The 18385-nt window shown below is 56.1% G+C and carries 16 protein-coding genes and 1 pseudogene; 10 read left to right on the top strand and 7 right to left on the bottom strand.

Features of this window, described 5'->3' with window-relative positions:
- A partial coding sequence (locus HMPREF9710_RS24550) for an IS481 family transposase (RefSeq protein WP_005667707.1) occupies positions 1–973 on the bottom strand: 973 nt, incomplete at its 3' end.
- A gap of 164 nt (positions 974–1137) precedes the next feature.
- On the opposite strand from HMPREF9710_RS24550, the gene HMPREF9710_RS24545 reads away from it, so the two are divergent.
- The 6 genes from HMPREF9710_RS24545 to HMPREF9710_RS24520 all read left to right on the top strand — a co-directional run bounded on the left by HMPREF9710_RS24545 (position 1138) and on the right by HMPREF9710_RS24520 (position 9076).
- The gene (locus tag HMPREF9710_RS24545; protein WP_005670956.1) at positions 1138–1701 is read left to right on the top strand and encodes a hypothetical protein; all 564 of its coding nucleotides are present in this window, start codon (positions 1138–1140) and stop codon (positions 1699–1701) included.
- Positions 1702–1910: 209 nt separating this feature from the next.
- Positions 1911–3704, top strand: coding sequence for a hypothetical protein (locus tag HMPREF9710_RS24540; RefSeq protein WP_157225737.1), 1794 nt, complete (start codon positions 1911–1913; stop codon positions 3702–3704).
- 1191 nt (positions 3705–4895) lie between these two features.
- On the top strand, positions 4896–5261 hold the full coding sequence (locus HMPREF9710_RS28980; RefSeq protein ID WP_040778164.1) for a helix-turn-helix domain-containing protein: 366 nt from the start codon (positions 4896–4898) through the stop codon (positions 5259–5261).
- A 158-nt stretch (positions 5262–5419) separates the two neighbouring features.
- Complete coding sequence (locus HMPREF9710_RS28130; RefSeq protein ID WP_005670952.1) at positions 5420–6118, top strand: hypothetical protein; 699 nt, start codon at positions 5420–5422, stop codon at positions 6116–6118.
- A complete protein-coding gene (locus HMPREF9710_RS28125) occupies positions 6115–8094 on the top strand; it encodes a hypothetical protein (RefSeq protein WP_005670950.1) in 1980 nt (659 codons plus the stop codon). The genes HMPREF9710_RS28130 and HMPREF9710_RS28125 overlap by 4 nt, the downstream gene beginning before the upstream one ends.
- A gap of 1 nt (position 8095) precedes the next feature.
- On the top strand, positions 8096–9076 hold the full coding sequence (locus tag HMPREF9710_RS24520; RefSeq protein ID WP_005670948.1) for an ATP-binding protein: 981 nt from the start codon (positions 8096–8098) through the stop codon (positions 9074–9076).
- Positions 9077–9230: 154 nt separating this feature from the next.
- Here HMPREF9710_RS24520 and istB read toward each other — a convergent pair whose 3' ends face one another.
- Positions 9231–10016, bottom strand: coding sequence for an IS21-like element helper ATPase IstB (gene istB, locus HMPREF9710_RS24515; RefSeq protein WP_005663619.1), 786 nt, complete (start codon positions 10014–10016; stop codon positions 9231–9233).
- Entirely contained in the window at positions 10013–11092 is a 1080-nt protein-coding gene (gene istA / locus HMPREF9710_RS24510) for an IS21 family transposase (protein ID WP_005663623.1), read from the bottom strand. The genes istB and istA overlap by 4 nt, the downstream gene beginning before the upstream one ends.
- Between istA and HMPREF9710_RS27440 the strand changes: the two genes are divergently transcribed.
- Positions 11082–12467: a TniQ family protein gene (locus HMPREF9710_RS27440; protein WP_157225736.1), complete on the top strand. Its 1386-nt coding sequence runs from the start codon at positions 11082–11084 to the stop codon at positions 12465–12467. The genes istA and HMPREF9710_RS27440 overlap by 11 nt on opposite strands.
- A gap of 103 nt (positions 12468–12570) precedes the next feature.
- On the opposite strand, the gene HMPREF9710_RS24505 is transcribed toward HMPREF9710_RS27440, so the two are convergent.
- Both HMPREF9710_RS24505 and HMPREF9710_RS24500 read right to left on the bottom strand, forming a co-directional pair.
- Positions 12571–13638, bottom strand: a complete 1068-nt coding sequence (locus HMPREF9710_RS24505) for a cation efflux transmembrane domain-containing protein (protein WP_005670944.1) — start codon at positions 13636–13638, stop codon at positions 12571–12573.
- A gap of 101 nt (positions 13639–13739) precedes the next feature.
- The gene (locus HMPREF9710_RS24500; protein ID WP_040778152.1) at positions 13740–14153 is read right to left on the bottom strand and encodes a MerR family transcriptional regulator; all 414 of its coding nucleotides are present in this window, start codon (positions 14151–14153) and stop codon (positions 13740–13742) included.
- A gap of 119 nt (positions 14154–14272) precedes the next feature.
- On the opposite strand from HMPREF9710_RS24500, the gene HMPREF9710_RS26800 reads away from it, so the two are divergent.
- The 3 genes and pseudogenes from HMPREF9710_RS26800 to HMPREF9710_RS28720 form a co-directional block, all read left to right on the top strand.
- A complete protein-coding gene (locus HMPREF9710_RS26800) occupies positions 14273–14980 on the top strand; it encodes a TolC family protein (protein WP_157225735.1) in 708 nt (235 codons plus the stop codon).
- Between the two features lie 131 nt (positions 14981–15111).
- The gene (locus HMPREF9710_RS28875; RefSeq protein ID WP_307161710.1) at positions 15112–15468 is read left to right on the top strand and encodes an efflux RND transporter permease subunit; all 357 of its coding nucleotides are present in this window, start codon (positions 15112–15114) and stop codon (positions 15466–15468) included.
- A 66-nt stretch (positions 15469–15534) separates the two neighbouring features.
- Positions 15535–15688: pseudogene (locus HMPREF9710_RS28720) on the top strand (dihydrolipoyl dehydrogenase); the annotation flags it as partial.
- A 193-nt stretch (positions 15689–15881) separates the two neighbouring features.
- On the opposite strand, the gene HMPREF9710_RS24485 reads toward HMPREF9710_RS28720, so the two are convergent.
- Together HMPREF9710_RS24485 and cadR are read right to left on the bottom strand one after the other, a co-directional pair.
- Positions 15882–17810, bottom strand: coding sequence for a cytochrome c/FTR1 family iron permease (locus HMPREF9710_RS24485; protein WP_005670937.1), 1929 nt, complete (start codon positions 17808–17810; stop codon positions 15882–15884).
- Positions 17811–17940: 130 nt separating this feature from the next.
- Positions 17941–18369 (bottom strand): Cd(II)/Pb(II)-responsive transcriptional regulator, encoded by a 429-nt coding sequence (cadR, locus tag HMPREF9710_RS24480; RefSeq protein WP_005670935.1) that lies wholly within the window; start codon positions 18367–18369, stop codon positions 17941–17943.
- Positions 18370–18385: the final 16 nt, after the last annotated feature.

The raw sequence follows: 18385 nt of genomic DNA, 5'->3' as shown, positions 1-18385 counted from the left end.
TGTCAAGTCCCGCCTGTTCATAAACCCGTTTGACAAATAATTCGGGGCGCTTTTTCTGCCATTCTTTGAGCGCCAGAATTGGTGTTTTGCTGTCGATGGCGCGTTGCGGAATATGATGGTTGTAGAGCTTCAAGTAGTTCATCAAGGTCGCCTCCAGATCAGCCCTGCTGTCGAAACGGGTTTGCTGTAGCAGTTCGTTGATTCGTCCGTTGAAGCGCTCTACCATGCCATTCGTTTGCGGGTGCCGTGGCGGTGCCAGGCGATGCTCTGCCGGCAGTGCGGTACAAGCCACATCGAAGGCATGGTTGCCGCTCGGCTTCTTGTCCTTGGTAGCGAAGCGGTCAGTGAACTGAGAGCCGTTATCTGTCAGTATCTTGCTGATCTTGATCGGTGAAGCAAGCTTGAGCCGACGCAGGAAATCGACGCTGCTCTTGTCCGTCATGTCGCCATAGATGTGCATGAAAACCCATCGCGTGGCCCGGTCGATCGCGACGAACAGATAGCGACGCGAGGTTTCGTCAGGCATCTGGGGCAAGTATTTGATATCGATGTGAACGAAGCCTGGTTCGTAATCCTTGAACGTCTTTTTCGGCGCGATCGTTTCGCCTTCAGCTTTCGGGATGACATCTTCAAGACGTGACATGCCCTCGCGCTTCAAAAGGCGGGCAAGACCTGAGCGAGAGACGTCAGGATTGATGTACTGCTTGGTGACGAAGAGAAGATCGTCCAATGGCAAATAAAGCGACTGGCGCAGCGCAAGCACGATCGCTTCCTGCGCTGCGCTCAGGGTGGTCTTGAGGACATGGGCACGGTGGGAACGGTCCTGTACATCATCACGCTTGAGCCACTTCTTGGCGGTAGCCCGGCTGACATTGAAGACCTTGGCCGCCTGGCGATCTGACAGGCCCGAGTCCTTGATCTCTTGGCGCGTTTTCGGTGTAGTTCGGGCTTGCGGGTGAATGCGTGAACTCATGCTGCAAATTGCTCCTGGTGCTTTGAAATTCCGGGATTGCTGAACCCAGCAATCAACTCGTTCAGCATAGCCTTTGCTCGGAATAAAGGCCAGCTACGACGAGGAATATGATCGCACGGCACTAAACAAGTAACTTCGGACACCCCACCCAGGCGGTGACCGCCGTGTACCAGACACTGGGCCAGAGGATTGCCGCCGCTGTGAAAAGCAAACCGAACGTGCTGCTCGACCAGGATTTGGTCAACGAAGTGTACCAGGTCCTCGACGCCCAGTTGCCTTTGCATTTCGGCGCCAATCCCTTCCTTTCCGGGGCCTGGCAGAAGAACCTGTCTGACTATTCTGGCAGCAAGGAGGGCACAGCCTTGTACGGAGTAATGCGCACGAAACTAACGCATGATCTCCGCGAGGTTCACGGAGGCGGCAGTAGCGTGGACTTCAGCGACGTCCTGCACGCTGTCAGCGGGCGACCGCCCGAGGCACATCACTTCCTGTTCAAGGCGATCTTTGGCGAGCATGCGACCCGGGACATTAACTTGGGACTCACGGAACGCAGTCCACGGGAATCGGAATTCGGCCCCGGGCAGCATGAGCTGATGCACTACGTGGCCTCGGGTGCGAATGCCAATAAGTTCAAGGTCTTGACCATGCAGTTTGTCCACATTTACAACGAGTGGGTCAAGGACAGATTCAAGGAGCAGCTACTCGCCCCGATTGCCAAAAGTACGTGACCAACTGGCACTGACAATGCCTGGCAGTTCATCGCATGAGTTCATCGGCTGCGCAATGCCGCGCAAATTCTCGCCAACATGCCACCAATAAGGATACCTGCCGCACCCTGGCCGATAGTCATTGCAGACAAAAAAAGTAGAATGCGGGAATGGCATCCCGAGTGGCCGGGACTGTCGGGTTCCCTCATTCAATTAAACGGCTCTGGTTCATGTACTTGCTTGAATATCTGGAAAAACGCCTGACCGGTGATGCCTGGACGATCGGTCGGCAGCTGATGTATTTGCCTTGGAACTGCGACCTTGACCTTCTGAAACCACACATTCCGCATGATGTTTTCGTCCGTTTTGCGAAAGTGCAGCGTTACTGCCGGTCGCGTATCCAACCCGGCACCAAAGCACGATTTCTGGGGCTACGATTTCATTATGTCGCGCTTGACGCATTCGTTGTGACCAGCCCTACTCAAATGGAACATGCTCAATCACGGCTGCTGGAGATGCACGACAGTTTCGTCGGCCAAGCCGTCGAAGACCTTTCAAAGGAAGGGCAGTCTTTCCAGTCTTTCTCACCTCAGGATCAGGCAGCCTTCATCTCGCTCTACGCGCTATCGTGTTTTTGTCTATGGGTGCTTGCAGGCATCGTCATTCCTCGCAAAGGCATCATTCCTTATCAGCTTGCCGACGAGGAGCCGATCCTGGAGGCCATTCGTCTTTACTGGTTCGGGCACCATTGGAGCTTTCAAAGCAATATTGCGGACATCATGCTACGGACGGCGGTGCATTCGGCCTTACGCGCGAATGGCGCCTCATTAGAGCAGGGCGTTCGCGCGCGTCACCCAGCGTTCGTCGGTTTTGTCGAGAATACGCTCGACAAAACCATTTCATTTCATGGGGATTTCGTGGATATGATTTACTCCGTCGACAAGGCCCTCTACACCCGGCTGGCGCGACGGACGGAACTGATCTGCTATCTGTATCTCATGAGTTATGCCGACTTCCAGAAGCTAAAGGTTTCGGATGTCATCCCCGGCAACCACACCGCCTTACCTCAGGACTATCCTGTCGCATCCATCTACGCGGCCGGCTTCCTGCACAGCGAACTGGACGAACTTTTCGCCGAGTCTGAGACTGCTCGCGAGGGCGAAGCGCTCATCGTTCGATCCGGCCCAGGCACACTTCGCATCGGCATGCTGGGCCTGAAGTATGGGCTGATTTCGTCCTTGAATCCCATGCTCGCCAAGATGACGAAACGCGGCGACTGGTTCGACAAAAAATACATACCCGCCTACCTGAACAAGCGGGTGGGTACTGCGCGCTATCGGTATGGACAAGAGGTCACAGCGAAATCGGAGAAGGAAGGAAAGTATGACATCGACTTGATCGTCGCCGATGAAACCCTTGAGCGGCTCTACTTTTGCCAGATCAAGCACCGGGTTGCAAGTCTGCTGCCATACTTCCGCGATGAGCTCGACGAATATGCGAAAAACAAGCAGCTCAACAAGGCCGTAGATCAGCTACTCGGTAGCAGGGCGCAGTTCGGCGATCCGGTTTTCCTAGAACGGATTCGCGCATCCCTGAAAGAGTCTGGAGTGTCGTCTACGTTCTTGGCAAAGGTCGACCACCGGTTCCTTGAAGAGAACACGGGATTTATCGTTATTCATACGATTGAAAACCTCGATTTTGCGTTGAAAAATGGTGTGGCATTCTATGAATGGAATACCTTCCGCAATCTGTTACGTGGCCAGCTTACCAGTTATTCGAAAGAGAGGATTAACATCATGAATCTCGATCTTGACGGTCTGCCCCTTGATGATCCGAATAGGCTGTCAAGCGTACTGATGGAACTGGTCGGGAAGCAGGACAATGAGAATCCCTTGCGTCCGGGGCGCCAATTGCTGTTTGCAATGAATAGCTATCTGAGCGTGAAAGAGAAATGGAGCATCACCGTTGGTGGGTGCCGGATCTTCGACGTCAATGGAGCGGAGCTGACGTTTCCAATCCTGTAGGCCGAGATGAGGTTACCTAGCGCGCGAACGGCGGAACTGCAGGAAGCGCATGAGCATGCCCAGGCTGCGCTGGAATCGCAGCTGGGCGACGTGCGGCAACCATGGAGGACGTGTTCCGAAAATAGGCCTCGGCTAAGCAGAACCTGGCAAGTCTGGAGGACCAGCTGCGCCTCGAACAGATTGCCAGGCACGCTGCTGAAAACAGCAGGCTCGGAGTACTCGTACCTAAATCAGGTGACGTAATTTTCGACTAAGTGATTGGATTGTTTGGGATTCGTGCAAAAGTCATCTATTTTGAGTACTTCGGCATTTCTCGCGTCGGCAACATTGTACCTAAATATGGTGACTTAGTAGACGGGATCGAATTCAAACCTAAACATGTAGACTTAGCGCACGTCCCCGCATTTTCCGTGACCTGCTAGTTTGCAAGACGTTGGCAGCACAGGGCGAACTGAAATTAGCTCAGCTTTCAAATACCCTCGCAATAGGCATCCTCCGCACGAAGTTCAAGCTTCATTGATTTAACAAAACAACGAGCATCAGTCGCATTCAATTTTCCTTGTCGCAATATCAATTACCAGAAGTAATCATATTGCTCCTTGGTAGAGCTGCCGACGCGGTTACGCCGATTTAATCCATAGTTAGTTATTGATGCCGGAAAAAGTTACTTTGCAGGTGCTTGGCGCAGAGGATCGCTAGGGGACGAACCCCCTGTCCTCATAGGCATGGCAAAACCGAACCCTGGGCCCAGCAGCGTCGCCTTAAAAGTTAGTTTTGAGCGATTCGTCTAGATGTTATCTAGATAATCCGTAGTTGGTTTTTGACGTCGGAAAAAGTTACTTTGCAGGTCTGCGCGCGAAGGCCCTCTGCCAGACAGATGCTCTGTCCTCGTAAAGATGGAGAAACGGAACCCTCGGACCAAGCAACGACGCCCAAAAAGTTAGTTTTTGGCGAATCGACCAGACGTTATCTAGACATCTGCCCTCATGAGCACCGCGTTCTTGTCTCGCGAAGGAATATACGCGGTGCAGCCTTTGAAACACGTACCCAGATATTATCTGGGGCGGTCTTCGTAGCAGAAAAAGCAGTATCTCCAGTATTATCTAAACCCAGAAAATATTTTGCTTGCGGAATACCGAAAGCAGTTGTATAAATTGCATTCGCACTCAAAATCAGCTTCCGCTTTAAAAAATGCGAGCAGCCGAAACTAACTTTGGCAGTGAATTGTATGCCCTAAGGATTCGTACAGGCGCGACACAAGCAGACGTCGCCGCTCGAGCCGGATTGGGTAGAGGCTACTACTCGCAGCTGGAAAATTCAAGAAAGGGGCCGCCTTCGACGCTCCTCTTGTGCCGCATCGTCGAGGCGCTGGAACTGAGCGACGCTGAGTCGCACCGCTTGTTCGCTGTCGCGGTTGCAGATCGGTGCGCCGCGACTTGTCACAGTTCTGTGGCCTCGATCTCTATAGCACCACTTGTGAAGTCATTGATTCAATCCGCGCCCAGGATTACACAAGAGCAAGCGGCGCGTATCGCAGCGATCCTTAAGGAGGAATAAATGTAGAAAACGACGAACCCCCTACAACTGAGATCCGCCGCTTTCTGGCCGAGATAGTATCTTCGAACGTGGAAATTCTAAGATATCGCTCTCCGGCCGGACGGTCAACTGTTGTTTTCAAAAAAGCTGCATCCGTCTATTAACTGGAGGGTAGAGCAATGGTGAAAGCAGTCTTAGAACGCGTTTCCTCAAGTGCGCATGCTCGGGAAACTCTTACGCCTTTGTCCGCGATACGCAAACGCGCGGCCAAGGTATCGAATCTCTGGATCTTCGATTCCCCCAAGAACAATCGCCGCCTTACCGTGTCCGGTGACGTGCCCTTCATGCACTTGGTGCTACTTGAAGGTGATACGAGCGTTGCTGGTTACGAACTCGTCGATGATCCTTTTAAAGTTGCTTCAAACAGTGATGCCGGCTATGTCAGGGTACGCAGCCGCGACGGCGCTGAGCATTGGATCGTCATAGCTCGTTCTGGGCGCTCTTCATCAGGCAAGGAACGTGATCCCTCGATTCCGGAGGGTCTGCGAGAGAAGGCATTATCGGCCGGTGTAGAAGTTCATGTCCGCAGCGAACTTGAACTGCTTGGGAAAGAAGTCTTCCTGGACAACTGGCTCATGCTCTGCGCAATCATGACCCGTGTCAAAGCTTATCCCACGTATCGCGAAACCGAGCTGTTCTTGGCATTAATGTCTCGACATAGCGGATTGCGCGTACAGGATGTCTTGGCCGACGCCAGGGCCGATCGGAGCATCATGCTTGCCGTAGTGGCCAGGGCGCTCCAGGACGGCACGGTGCACACCGATCTGACTCGCCGCCTATTCGGAACTCACTCGCAACTTGAGCGGGTGCGGTCATGAGTGTCCCACGTAACCGGGCCCTTATTCCTGCTGCCTTTGCGGACCTGTCGCAGTGGCCAGCACCTGATGAGGATGTCCTGAATGAAGAAATCCTGCGTATTTACCGACCTCGTAAGCTCGCTGTCGCAATGTACGCCGACGGAGTAGCGCACGAACAGATCACGGCTGCTACGGCGATACCGCGTCAGAAGATTTTCTACCTTGTTAGCCGATGCATGGCCGGTGGTGAGGACGGCACGATCGCCGGCTTTCGTGCGTTGGTGCCTTGGAAGCGTATGCGCGGCTACGAGCGGCGTGCTCCAGTTGTCCATGAGCTAGGTGAAGGATCGGGAGGTTGTGCAGGTGCTCTATCGCAGCTGTTCGCGCGATTTCCCGAAGTGGAGCTACACATTCGGAACCGCTTTCTTGGCACTGGAGAGCGTTCGGTTCGAGTAGTTCGGATCAGCTACGCCGAGCTTCATGGTGAATTTCTTGACCAGCTACGCTCACTGGGTTTTACGTCGGAGGACTGGCCATTCAGTACGAAGAACTGCGGATACAAGTCTCTTCGGCAATTTTGTATTGGATTGCTGAGCGAGAACGCAACGCGCTGGTTTTCGGCTCGCTGTGGAGAGGAAGCGGCGCGTCGACATGGGGTCGGGTCTGGGCGGCGCAGCCTTTTTCCGCAGCTTCGCGGCTATGGCGCATGCCAATTAGATTTCCATAAAGTCGACGCAGCTTCAGTTCTGATCTTGGAGACCGAAGATGGCGGACGCTTGCCAGTACCGCTTGCTCGCTGGCACATCGGCTTTCTAATTGAGGAGCGATGGAATCTTGTGCTGGGCGCGTTTGTAGCGCTCGAGGGGAACCCGAGCGGGGACAGTGTGCTAGAGGTGGTCGAGTCCGCGTTACGTCCACCGGCCGAAGAAAGCAATGCGGCTACTTGCCCATTGACTGTTGACGGGAAGGTTTTCCCCATACAAATCATGCCCGAGATAGCGTTCCAGGGCTTCGGCGTCCTGAAAATGGATAACGCATGGTCGAATGCGGCGACCGAAGTCGTCGATAACATAATCCGTACACTCGGTTGTGCGATCAATTTCGGTCCGGTCAAAGCGTGGTGGCGTAGGCATCCAGTTGAAAGGATTTTTGGCAAACTGAGCGAGCGTGGTTTAAAAAGACTGCCTTCCACATTCGGGTCTGGGCCAAAAGACACGCGCCGCAATAAGCCCGTCGAGCAGGCCGTGAAGTTCGAGATCACCATACGTGACCTCATTGATGTCATTTATGCCTGCATCAGAGAGCACAACGAGGAAGGGAATGAGGGTAACAATTTCTCCTCGCCGATAGGAGCGCTCCAGCATGGCTTGATTCGCTCAGATTCGGGAGTGTTTCTGCAGCCTTTACCCATTCCGGCGCAGCAAGACTTGAAGCTTCTTTCTCATGTCGAAGTTGTTAAGGTTTGCGGCAGCCGCAAGAATAATATCCGGCCTCATGTGACTCTCGGGCGATGGAAGTATACCAACGCCGCGCTTGCGAACGCCTACGACCTCATCGACCGGCAGCTCATCGTCTACTGCGATCGACGCGATGTCCAGGTCGCAAATGCGACCGTACTCGAGACGGGCGAACAGCTCGGCGCTCTGCAGGCCCCGGCGAACAAGCAAGGACACCATATTTCCTGGCGCAACCGTGCACTTATGAACCAGGCAGGTCTGTCGCAACGCCTGCATGAGAATTCGACGTCAGTGGCGGCACGCTGGTGCGATGGCAAGGCGGACGAACTGCGCGAACGCAGCAAGCTTGCTCAAAACGCCAAGCGCGCGTCTAAGGAAGCGCTCGCCCTTTCCAAGGTCCAGGCCGATCAAAAGCGCATCGGTGATAAAGCGGCGCTAGGGGACTCACTGATACCTTCACCGCCTTCAATCTCGCCCAAGACCGGTAGTTTCTTCGATTTCGAAGCTCCCAAGACTGGTCCTACTTTTTTAGGAGATTAAATTGACTGCATTCGCTGACCTACTGACGATCGACCATCCTGCATTTAATCGAAATACTGTCCTATTGACCGAACCAATCAAGGAACTCTACCAAGTCGTCCGCCACATCCTGCTCGTGCGCGAAAGCGGTTGCTGTTTCACTGCGCAAAGCGGTGTAGGAAAGACTCGCGCGCTTGTCCTACTCGAACATCTACTGCGTGACCGCATGCCCGAATTGGTCGTGATCCGGCATAACAGCTGGAACCAGCAAGTTTCATCGATCCGCGCATTCTTCAAACATTTTCTTACTGCGGTAGGTCACCCAGAACTTCGTGGCGAGACCTTCGACCTGCGCCACCGACTTGTGCGACGCCTCATTGATCTGGCCCGGGTATATCAGTCACCGTTTGTCGTGCTCCTTATCGATGAAGCAAATGCCATGCGTCTAGAAGATTTTCTCTTCCTGAAAGATATCTATAACGAGTTGGACCGTGAAGGCGTCCAGTTGGTAACGATCATGATGGGGCAGGACCCAGATTTCTCTGACGTTATCGGCAGCCTTCGGGAGCTGGGTAAGTCTGATCTCATCTCCAGATTTGCACGGCGCCGTCAATCGTTTCGAGCATTCTCGTATAAGGAAGATGTGGCGTCGATTTTTGCTCAATATGACAGTTCCGTCTGGCCAGCTGAAACTTCCCAGACCTGGACCCAGTTTTTTATGCCGAATGCCTGGGACGCTGGATTTCGACTGGAGAACGAGACGACGAGGTTTTTTGAAGCTGTGAAAAAATGTTCCCCGCATTCGGTGCACAAAGTGGGTTTTCCAGCCCGACAATTCTTCACGGCACTACGGCGCTATCTCACGGTCCAGCATCATCGCGACGCACCGGGTGTGTTTCCAAGCTCGGACGCTTGGGACGAAGCTGTTGACTTTGCACTTCTGGCGGACTCAATTGCCGAAATGAAAGGTGAAGCCAAGCGAGCACAAGGGAGACCGCGATGAAAATTTACGATAACGCCGTTAGAGAGCTTCCTTCCAACGCCGCGCTCGATTTGGTTCCCTTGCCGAATGTCAACGGCGATTGAAAACTGATACAGATTTCGTCGTCCCAGCGATTTAAAACTGATACACCGCCGTCGCCGAACACCGTCCGTGTTCAGCCCATTTCTGCAACATCGCTCCCCCTCATCATCCCGGCCTGTCGCTGGTGCTTCAGCCGGTAGCTCTCACCTGCAATCGGCACGATATGCGCATGGTGCAGCAGCCGGTCGAGCAGGGCCGCGGTGAGCGTCGTATCCTGCGCAAAGGTCGTGTCCCATTGTCCGAACGGCAGGTTACTGGTCACGATCAGGCTGCTGCGCTCATACAAGGCCGCGATCACCTGGAAGAACAGGTTGGCCTGTTCCCGGTTCATCGGCAAGTAACCTATCTCGTCGATGATCAAGAGCCGATATGCCTTGATCGCGCGGTGCATCACCGCTTTCAAATTGTTCTGCGTATGCGCCGTCGTCAGTGCCAGCATGAGGTCGGCCGCCGTCGTGAAGCGCGTCTTGATGCCGGCCTGCGTGGCCTTGTAACCCAGTGCCATCGCCAGGTGCGTTTTGCCTACACCGCTCGGCCCGACCAGTACCACGTTCTCATGCCGCTCGACGAATCCCAGGCCGGCCAGCTCCTCGACTTGGCTGCGCTTTACGCCTTTGGCGAAGTCATAGTTAAATTCGTCCAGCGTCTTCACCACGGGGAATCCTGCCAGACGGGTCATCGTGTTTTGCTTGCGCACGTTGCGCCCAGCTGCTTCCTCCCTCAGCAGCCCCTCCAGGAAGTCGCTGTAGGCCATCTCCTGTTTCGCTGCTTTCTGGGTTGCGGCGCCGTAGCCCTGTGCCACGAACGGCAGGTTCAGGCTCTCGCACAACGCCGCGATACGCTCATGCTGCAGGTTCATGCCGCCACCCCTTCCGATACCCGCACCAGCAGCGCGTCATACACCTGCAACGGATGCTGTACCGGAGAAGGTTGCGCGATCCGCTCCACCACTGCTGCCGGCCGCGGCGCCGCAGGTGCTGCAGCAGCCGGCTGCGGCCTGGCTGCCGCGATGTCCGCCCGCCACGGTGCCGGCAGCGCTTGCAGGTGCTCCACTTCCCGCTTCAAGGCTTCGGCTGGCGGTTCTCCGGTCGTGCCGTGGATGCGCGCATTGGCCACTTCGCGCAGCCAGTGGGCCACCTCGACGTTGGCCGTCACGACGTCGAGCTTCTGGCCGCTCTGTGCCAGCCGGCTCGCCAGCGGCACATAGAACGATCGGCGCAGGTAGCCGTTGAACCGCTCGACCTTACCCTTGGTCTTGGCCCGGTACGGCTGGCACAGCTTGATCACGAAGCCGCTATGCCTGGCATAGTCCAGGAAGCCGGCGTGGAAGCGGTGCTCGCCCTCACCGTACGCATCGCGCTCCAGTACCACCGTCTTCATATTGTCGTACAGGACCCGCCGCGTCACGCCGCCGAACGCTGCAAAGGCGCGCTCGTGGCAGGCGATCAGGGTATCCACCTTCATGTTGTTGACGAACTCCACGTAGCTGGCCCGGCTAAAGCCGAGCGTCGCGCAGAACGCGTGCAATGGCGCGCTGCCTTTACGAAATTCGACCCAGTCCACCTGCAGCTGCTCACCCATCGCCGTCTCGAAACGCACCACCGGATCGGCGGGAGGCGCCGGGCGCAAGGTGCGCACGAAGGCCCTCAACTGGCTCATGCCGCCCTCGTAGCCGCGCGCGGCAATCTCGCGGTACAGCACGGTGGCTGGAATCACGTCGGGCTGAGCAGCTTGCTGCCGATCCCTCAGGTACTGCTCGAACTGCGCCAGCTTCGTCTGGCGTTTGACTTTGCGTTCGTACTTCGGCACGGCCTCCAGGGCCAGGTGCCGGCGCACCGTGTTCACTGCACAGCCTACCTCGGCGGCGATCTGCCGAAGGCTTAACCCATGCTTCTTCAGTAGTTGGATTTCCACGTACACCTCTTTGGGTTTCAAGGCCGCTCCGCAAAGCGGCCATCTTCTCAAAATGGTGTATCAGTTTTCAATCGCTGCCTGTATCAGTTTACAACCGCTGCTGACACCGAACGAATCGATGGTCTCCTCAATATGGCGATTCGCCTGGCGTAACGGCCTCGGAGTGAAAGAACTGCTCACCCATTGCACTCACGGTGCGGGCTATCAGAAAGAGCATGCTACTTTTTCCTACAAGCGTGGTTTCGACCCGGACGTGTTCAGTCACAGCAGCTGGTGGATTGATGAGCCGAGCGAGAAAGAGGTATTCGGATCATCATCTGAGAAACATAGGTCTATATGGTGGAATACTGCGTTTCGCTATTGTCCCCTATGTCTAGGGCATCTTTATCACAGCTTCTGGCATCAATCGAAGTTCCTCTCCCACTGCCCGCTAGATGGAGCTGCACTGCGCGATACGTGTTACTCGTGTGGCAAGCATTTGCCCACTTACGGATTTCATCAAGAAATCCTAAGCAGGCCATACGTCTGCCCGGACTGCAACGGTCCCGTCTCAGGCGTTGGATTGAGCGTGGATGCCCGGTTGGAGATACAGCAAAGCAAAAGGGAATACGCGCGGGCTTTTGAAAGTCTTGATCATTGGTGGGAGGAGTCGACAGCAGCACGCAATCAGCTAGAATCACTTTTGTCTTCACGGGCATATCATTTCTCGCCGTGGTTGAGGCCTGAAACTACATTGCTGCAGTGGGTTATTCACCAGGTCCCTCCGCCAGCAATACTACCTTTCACGACACGCAAAGTTCCCCAACTCGTGGTCTTGACCTGGAAAATTGCGCTTGAACGATGCGACCCTATGAAAAGCGTCCTTTATCCGAAGCGTTGGAAAACTGAAAAACTTAATCTTGCGCTAAAGGTTTATCGTGCAACGCTACGACGGTTACTTCGAGTAATCGCAGAATCGGAACCGTTCGACGATGAAGACTATGTTCGTCATCGAGCCGAATCCATCAGAGACCTTCTGGATTCTCCCAGCGGCTGCAACATGAAACTATTAGCCTTTATCATGCTCAGAAACAGCTACGAGACCTATTTTAGTTTGATGCATGCATCGCCAAACCAAGCAGATTTCCAGGACTGGAATGTGGGATTTCCTTATGGGAACGAATTTGCACAGCGGGTAAGGATATGCTGGCGGGCGCAGTTCGTCGCCGAGTATGCAGCGTTCTATTGGTGGCTAGTCGCTGTGCGCGATGGGAGGAAAAGAGTTGGCGATTTCAGAAGAGAAACGGCGACAATGAGTCATGTTGATGTGAAGTTCGACGGAAGTAATGGCGACTATATTATTGGTAAGGTTGCCTTCCCAGCTGTTGATGGACTTCGGCTTAGCCTGTCTCCCTGATGTCATAGGTGGGCGAAGTCGGATAATGAAGTAGCTACCATGACCGGTAGTGGGCAGCTCGCCACCTACCGGTCAGCCAATCTTGCAACAAAAGCAGATTTCGCTATCTTAGTTTGAGGATCCGGCGCGCACCAGTGAGTACGATGACGGCGATGATGGTGCCCACAACGAGATCGGGGTAGGGCGAACCAGTCCAGGTAACCAACACTCCAGCGGCGATCACGCCGAGATTGGCGATAACGTCGTTGGCGGAAAATATATAACTTGCCTTCATATGCGCACCCCGATCACGTTTCTTGGCGATCAAAATCAGGCAGGCAGCGTTAGCAATGAGGGCTACTGCTCCAACGCTCATCATCAAAACAGATTCGGGCTCACTGCCAAAGAAGACACGTCGAACCACTTCACTCAGCGCACCTAGTGCGAGCACGAGCTGAAGCCACCCAGCCACGTGGGCCGCACGAGTTTTTAGCGCAGCCGCGCGGCCAACCGCGTATAACGCTAAGCCATAGACCGCTGCATCGGCGAACATGTCGAGCGAATCGGCTACTAATCCTGCGGATTCTGCAATCAACCCCCATCCGAGTTCGACCACGAACATTACAGCATTTATAGCCAGCAGCAGCCGCAACGTTTTCGCCTCTGACGCGTCTCCGGCTTTATCGGAGCCGCTAGTCGATTGGGACAGGTCTGGTCGGGAACCAATCAGGTGGGCGCCCAAGTCTAACCGTGTCAGCTTCGACAATATAGGATCGATGTTTCCCGAGTGTGCTACGTGGAGCTGCCGTGCAGAGAGATCGAAGTTGAGCGAATGAATGCCGTCGACATCTGCTACCGCCATGCGAATCATGTTTTCCTCAGACGGGCAGTCCATCTTCGGTATTGCGAGCGTGCTGATCGTGCGTTGTACGGTAGAGCGTGGCTCAGCCGGACGTGAGCTGCGAAGCTCCACCCCCAGTCGCAAAGGTTGAAGGACGTCCAGAAGGATATCTGCGCTCCCACGGTGGAGCACTGTGACGGTTCGGGTATTGAGGTCGAAAGCGACATGATCGATGCCGTCGACTTTGTCCAAAGCCATCCGAATCAAGTTTTCTTCAGACGGACAGTCCATTTTGGAGACGAACAGCTCGGTTTCAAAGCCGCTTGAAGGCGTGGTCTGATTTTGTGTCATGAAAGTGAGTTTTTTGGTGGCTGGTTATTGGAGGGTAAACCTTCAACCAGCTTCAAGGTCAAGTGTGCTCAGGACCTGTGATTGGCACCACGCTGAGTGAGCTACCCGGCTTGTCCCGCCGGCGCGAGGGCATCAATGATCCCGCAATCGGCAAATCGGCCGCCCCGGCATGAAATCAGCAGACGGGAAAGGTGTTCTTTCAATAAGTTGAGGTCTCTGATCTTTTGTTCGACCTCGGCAAGGTGTTGTTCTGTCAGCGCTGTCACGGCGCAGCAGTCGCCGTCTCGCTGGTCGGAGAAGGCCAACAGGCTTCGAACCTGGTCGACCGTGAACCCGATCTCCCGTGCACGGCGAACAAAGCTCAGGCGTGCTACATCCTCGCTCCCGTACAGCCGGTAGTTGCTGCCAGAGCGGGATGGAGAGTCGAGCAACCCGATTTTCTCGTAATAGCGAATTGTCGCTGGGGGCATCTGCGCCGCAGCGGACAGCTGTCCTATCGTAAATGTGCGTGACATCTTCTCGACATTAAAGTGGCTTTAAGGTTTATAAATCTCATTTATTAATTCGTCAAGCGAATCCAATCAGGCGCATTGAGATCAACGCTTCCGTCGCCATGGCCCTAGTGGCCATGTGTATGGCCGCAGGCTCTGCCATTGCTGAGAGCACCCCATTGACACTTGCCGAAGCCGTCGCCCGAGCCGGTAGCCAGGCACCGCAGTTGAAGGGCGCCGAAGCGGCCTTGCACGTGGCCGATGCCATTGTGCGCCAGTCTGGACTTCGATCGAACCCGACCCTTTCCCTTGAGGCCGAAAATGTCATGGGATCGCGACGTTACTCCGGTTTCGGTGGAGGAGAAAAGGCGGTCCGGCTATCGATGCCTCTAGAGCTCGGAGGTAAGCGGAGCGCCAGGATGCGCGTGGCACAGTCGCAGCGGGCCGCTGCCGGCATTGGGGCGCGCTCTGCTGAAGCGGAGCTGACAGTTCGGATTACCGAAGCGTTCGTTACCCTTGCTGCCAGCGAGCGCTATGTTGCAATCGCTAATGCTGGTCATGAGCTGGCAGCGCGTGCTCACCATGCAGCACGTGAAAGGGTACCGGACATCACCAATACGCAGGTGCAGATCAACGTCGTCGCACCAGCGCTCGCGCCGGCCGACGTCGAACGGCAGGTCACCTATCCGATCGAAACGGCGTTTGCCGGCATTCCCGGACTGGAATCCACGCGCTCGCTGAAGCGCGTGAATGCATCAATGCCGACGCGCGGCCGCCGGCCGGTGCATGGATTACCTGGGGCGGACAGGTTGAAAACCTCGAGCGTGCGCGGATGCGCCTGGCGGTCGTAGTACCGGCCTGCTTCGCACTCATCTTGGTGCTGTTTTATTCTGCCGTCGGTTCCTAGCGCGCTGCCGCGGTCGTGTTCACGGGCGTGCCTCTCGCCGGGATCAGGCGTATCGCCGCACTCTGATCGCGTGGCCTGCCATTTTCGATTTCGGCGGCCGTCGGATTCATCGCATTGTCCGGTGTTGCCGTCCTCAATGGGCTGGTGATGGCGGGTTTGATCGACGACCTGGCGAAACAGCTTCCGTGGGCCGAAGCGGTGCCCGAAGGTGCGCTGCGACGCCTGCGCCCCGTCTCAATGACGGCATTGGTCGCGTCGCTGGGCTTCGTGCCGATGGCATTGGCAACCGGCGCCGGCGCCGAGGTGCATCGGCCGTTGGCCACCGTCGTGATCAGTGGCTTGATCTCCGCCATGATCCTGACGCCGTTCGTGCTGCCAACGCTTTACCAGCGCTTCGCCCGTCCGCCCGAGAACGTGGCGGAGGGAATTTAATCAATCCGGCAGAGTGAACGCAACGACTCGGGCATTGGGAGGAATCACGTGAAAGCGTAGTACGACCTGTTCATCGTCGGCGCGGGTTCAGGCGATTACATCGCCGCAATCCGCGCCGGACAGCTCGGCTTGTCCGTGGCCTGCATCGAATCGAATCCTTACGCCGCACCCGACGGCCAGGCGCCCCGGCGGAACCTGCCTAAACGTGGGAAGCATCCCGAGGATCCCCCAAGCACGGCCAAGGCGGCGCTTACAAAATAGATTGGAATCTGATTCGGTCCAAGCTTTCGCGGTTCAAGCTGTTTAGCTCCCGGCGAAAACGTCATGGTTGCATGCGTCGAGCCAGGTGAGGCTCAAGCTGAAGATTGCTCCGGCTAGCATCGGTCGCGATGCCAGCTGCGAGCGTCCGCTTACTATTTGCGGACCTTCATCAGATTGAAGCCGAAGCCAAGACCAGCCGCCAGGAGCAGGGCCAGTTGCGCCGCATAAGTCTCTATCGTCGGGTAGAGGCCGAGAACTGGCATCCGCGGTCCCGTGACCGGTGTGGCCGTCAGCCATCCGGCTTCCTGCAGCCCTGCGATTCCTTTTCCGACCAGGACAACTGCCAGGGCGGCCACCAGCACGGAGCTGAACGAGAAGAATTTACCGATCGGCATGCGTGCACTGGTACGCAGGAAAATTACGGCGATCACCGACAGCAGGACCAGGCCTGTAACGAATCCTGCCAGCAGGGCGGTGCCGTTGCCGTCAGCGGCGAGCGCCGAGTAGAACAGGACCGTTTCGAAGACTTCACGGTACACCGCGATGAACGCCAGGGCAAACAAGGCCCATGCGGAGCGTTTTTCCATCGCTGCCGTCAAATGCTGCTTGAGGTAGGCTTGCCACTGTCCGGCCTGGCCTTTCTGGTGCATCCATAGTCCGACCGACAGCAGCACCGCGGCAGCGAATAGCGACGAGAGGCCCTCGGTCACTTCACGGCTTGCGCCACTGATGCTGACCACATAGGTGGCCACCACCCATGTCAAGGCGCCTGCCGCCAGCGCCGAGATCCAGCCTGCGTGCACGTAGTGCAAGGCTTGTGGACGCTCCGCTTTGCGCAGGAACGCGACCATCGCGATCACAATCAACAAGGCTTCGACACCTTCGCGCAGGAGAATGGTCAACGCGCCCACGAACACCGTCGTCGCATCGGTCTTGTTCGCGCCGGTAAGCTCCTCGACACGCACGAAATACGCGTCGAGTTGCGCGGCGTATTCGGTCGCACGCAACACGTTGCCTTGTGCAACCGCGCCCCGGTACAGCTGCATGGTTCGCTCAACGTCGACCAGCAACTGGCGGTCAGTCGCATCGAGCCTCGCCTCGAGCGGCTCGAAACCGTCCAGGTAGGCCGATAAAGCAAGCTCGGTAGCCTTCGACCGCTGGTTATTTTTCAAGGTATCCAGACTGTCTTGCAGCAGCTTGCGCGCAAGAACGATGCCCTTGCGTTCTTGCTGCTCCAGTACCACCCCGGGGTGGGTACGTGCATAGGCCAGAACCGACCGCGCGGTCGACGATGAGCTTGCCTTCGCCAGTTCTTCTTCGGTTGCCGTCACGAGCGTGTTCATGTCGGGAATCGTGGCAGACGCGGAGCTGCTCTGGGCGAATGCAGACTCTCCGGCTGCGATGTCCGTGTCCTTGAACGCCAGGCGGCCGACATAGAACGCCAGAGACCAGCGGTCATGCTCGGACAAGCCTGCAAAGGCCGGCATCGATGTGCCCTCGACACCCTGGCTGATGACCTGATACAGGGCCATGAGAGAGCGCGAGCGGGCTCTTTCCTCATCGGTAAATGCGATCGGTTTGGGTTCGAGCTTGGCCGCGAGTGCCCCATCGCCGGCGCCGGCCGCTCCATGGCATGAAGCGCATTGCGCCTGGTACAGCGCCGCACCGCGGGCCAGATCGGGCAGGGCGCGCGGCGCAACAGGGAAGGGGTAGGCCTGCAGCAGTAAACGGTTTGCCTCGCGCGCAAGCTGGGCAACCTGTTGCGGCGATTCCTTGCGCTCGACCGCCTGCTTTAGTTTTATGGTGGCAGCTGCCAGTTCTGCATGCAGGGGATGCGGAGGCAATGCCTTCACCTGGTTCTGCGCGCGCGTCGAGAACTCCTGCATTTCGCCGTATTCGAGTTCGCTGACAATCGCTCCGTTCTGGACCGCGCCGGCGTAATCGACGGCGACATAATCGAGCAACTGCCAGAGCTGTCGGACTTCCGCTTCCGATGATGTGGGATTAGCGTGTGTCGTACCGATCACGCAGCAGCAGAACATTACGAAGGCGATTAGCCGATGCCAAACGGGGTACGTCATATCGGGATACTTGTCTTCAGGTTCGAGAACCTGATATTAAACACCTTCTAGCTACTTGAAGGTCAAGCGCATTGTTGCGGCTGTTCGCTGATTCGGCAATGCAGTGATGGCGCGGAAAGTCCAGGGCTGGTCAATGGCGCCCAAGCCTTGCTGGCTCGTCGCAAGCGTCGGCAGTGCCGAGCGCCTGCAGGATTTCACATGGGTTTGTGCTGTCGGTGGCGACGCAACGGCTCCTGAGGTCTCTGAGCTGCGCTTCCAGTACTGACAGGTTTGCTATACGGTCGACGATGTGCCCGATGTGCTTGTCGAGTAGCGCGTTGACGCTCTCGCAATTTTTTCCGGGCGCCTCGCGAAAATCGAGCAGCGTCCGGATCTCATCGAGTGTCATGTCCAAGGCGCGGCAATGGCGAATGAACAGCAAGCGCTCAGCGTGAAGCTCGTTATAGGCTCGATAATTGTTTGCCGACCTCTCAGGCGGAGCGAGCAATCCGATGCGCTCATAGTAGCGGATGGTTTCAACCAAGCAGCCTGACCGGTCTGCCAATTCGCCAATTTTCAAGAAAAATCCCGCTACT

Source organism: Massilia timonae CCUG 45783, assembly GCF_000315425.1.
Classification (GTDB): domain Bacteria; phylum Pseudomonadota; class Gammaproteobacteria; order Burkholderiales; family Burkholderiaceae_D; genus Telluria; species Telluria timonae.
This window is presented reverse-complemented; position numbering and strand designations above follow the sequence as displayed.

Bases quoted from the DNA above. Each gene is read 5' to 3' on its own strand.
- HMPREF9710_RS24485 (WP_005670937.1), bottom strand. From the start codon at position 17,810: ATGACGTACCCCGTTTGGCATCGGCTAATCGCCTTCGTAATGTTCTGC.
- HMPREF9710_RS28130 (WP_005670952.1), top strand. From the start codon at position 5,420: ATGGTGAAAGCAGTCTTAGAACGCGTTTCCTCAAGTGCGCATGCTCGG.
- HMPREF9710_RS28125 (WP_005670950.1), top strand. From the start codon at position 6,115: ATGAGTGTCCCACGTAACCGGGCCCTTATTCCTGCTGCCTTTGCGGAC.
- HMPREF9710_RS26800 (WP_157225735.1), top strand. From the start codon at position 14,273: ATGGCCGCAGGCTCTGCCATTGCTGAGAGCACCCCATTGACACTTGCC.
- HMPREF9710_RS24540 (WP_157225737.1), top strand. From the start codon at position 1,911: ATGTACTTGCTTGAATATCTGGAAAAACGCCTGACCGGTGATGCCTGG.
- istB (WP_005663619.1), bottom strand. From the start codon at position 10,016: ATGAACCTGCAGCATGAGCGTATCGCGGCGTTGTGCGAGAGCCTGAAC.
- HMPREF9710_RS24500 (WP_040778152.1), bottom strand. From the start codon at position 14,153: ATGTCACGCACATTTACGATAGGACAGCTGTCCGCTGCGGCGCAGATG.
- HMPREF9710_RS28980 (WP_040778164.1), top strand. From the start codon at position 4,896: ATGCGAGCAGCCGAAACTAACTTTGGCAGTGAATTGTATGCCCTAAGG.
- HMPREF9710_RS24505 (WP_005670944.1), bottom strand. From the start codon at position 13,638: ATGACACAAAATCAGACCACGCCTTCAAGCGGCTTTGAAACCGAGCTG.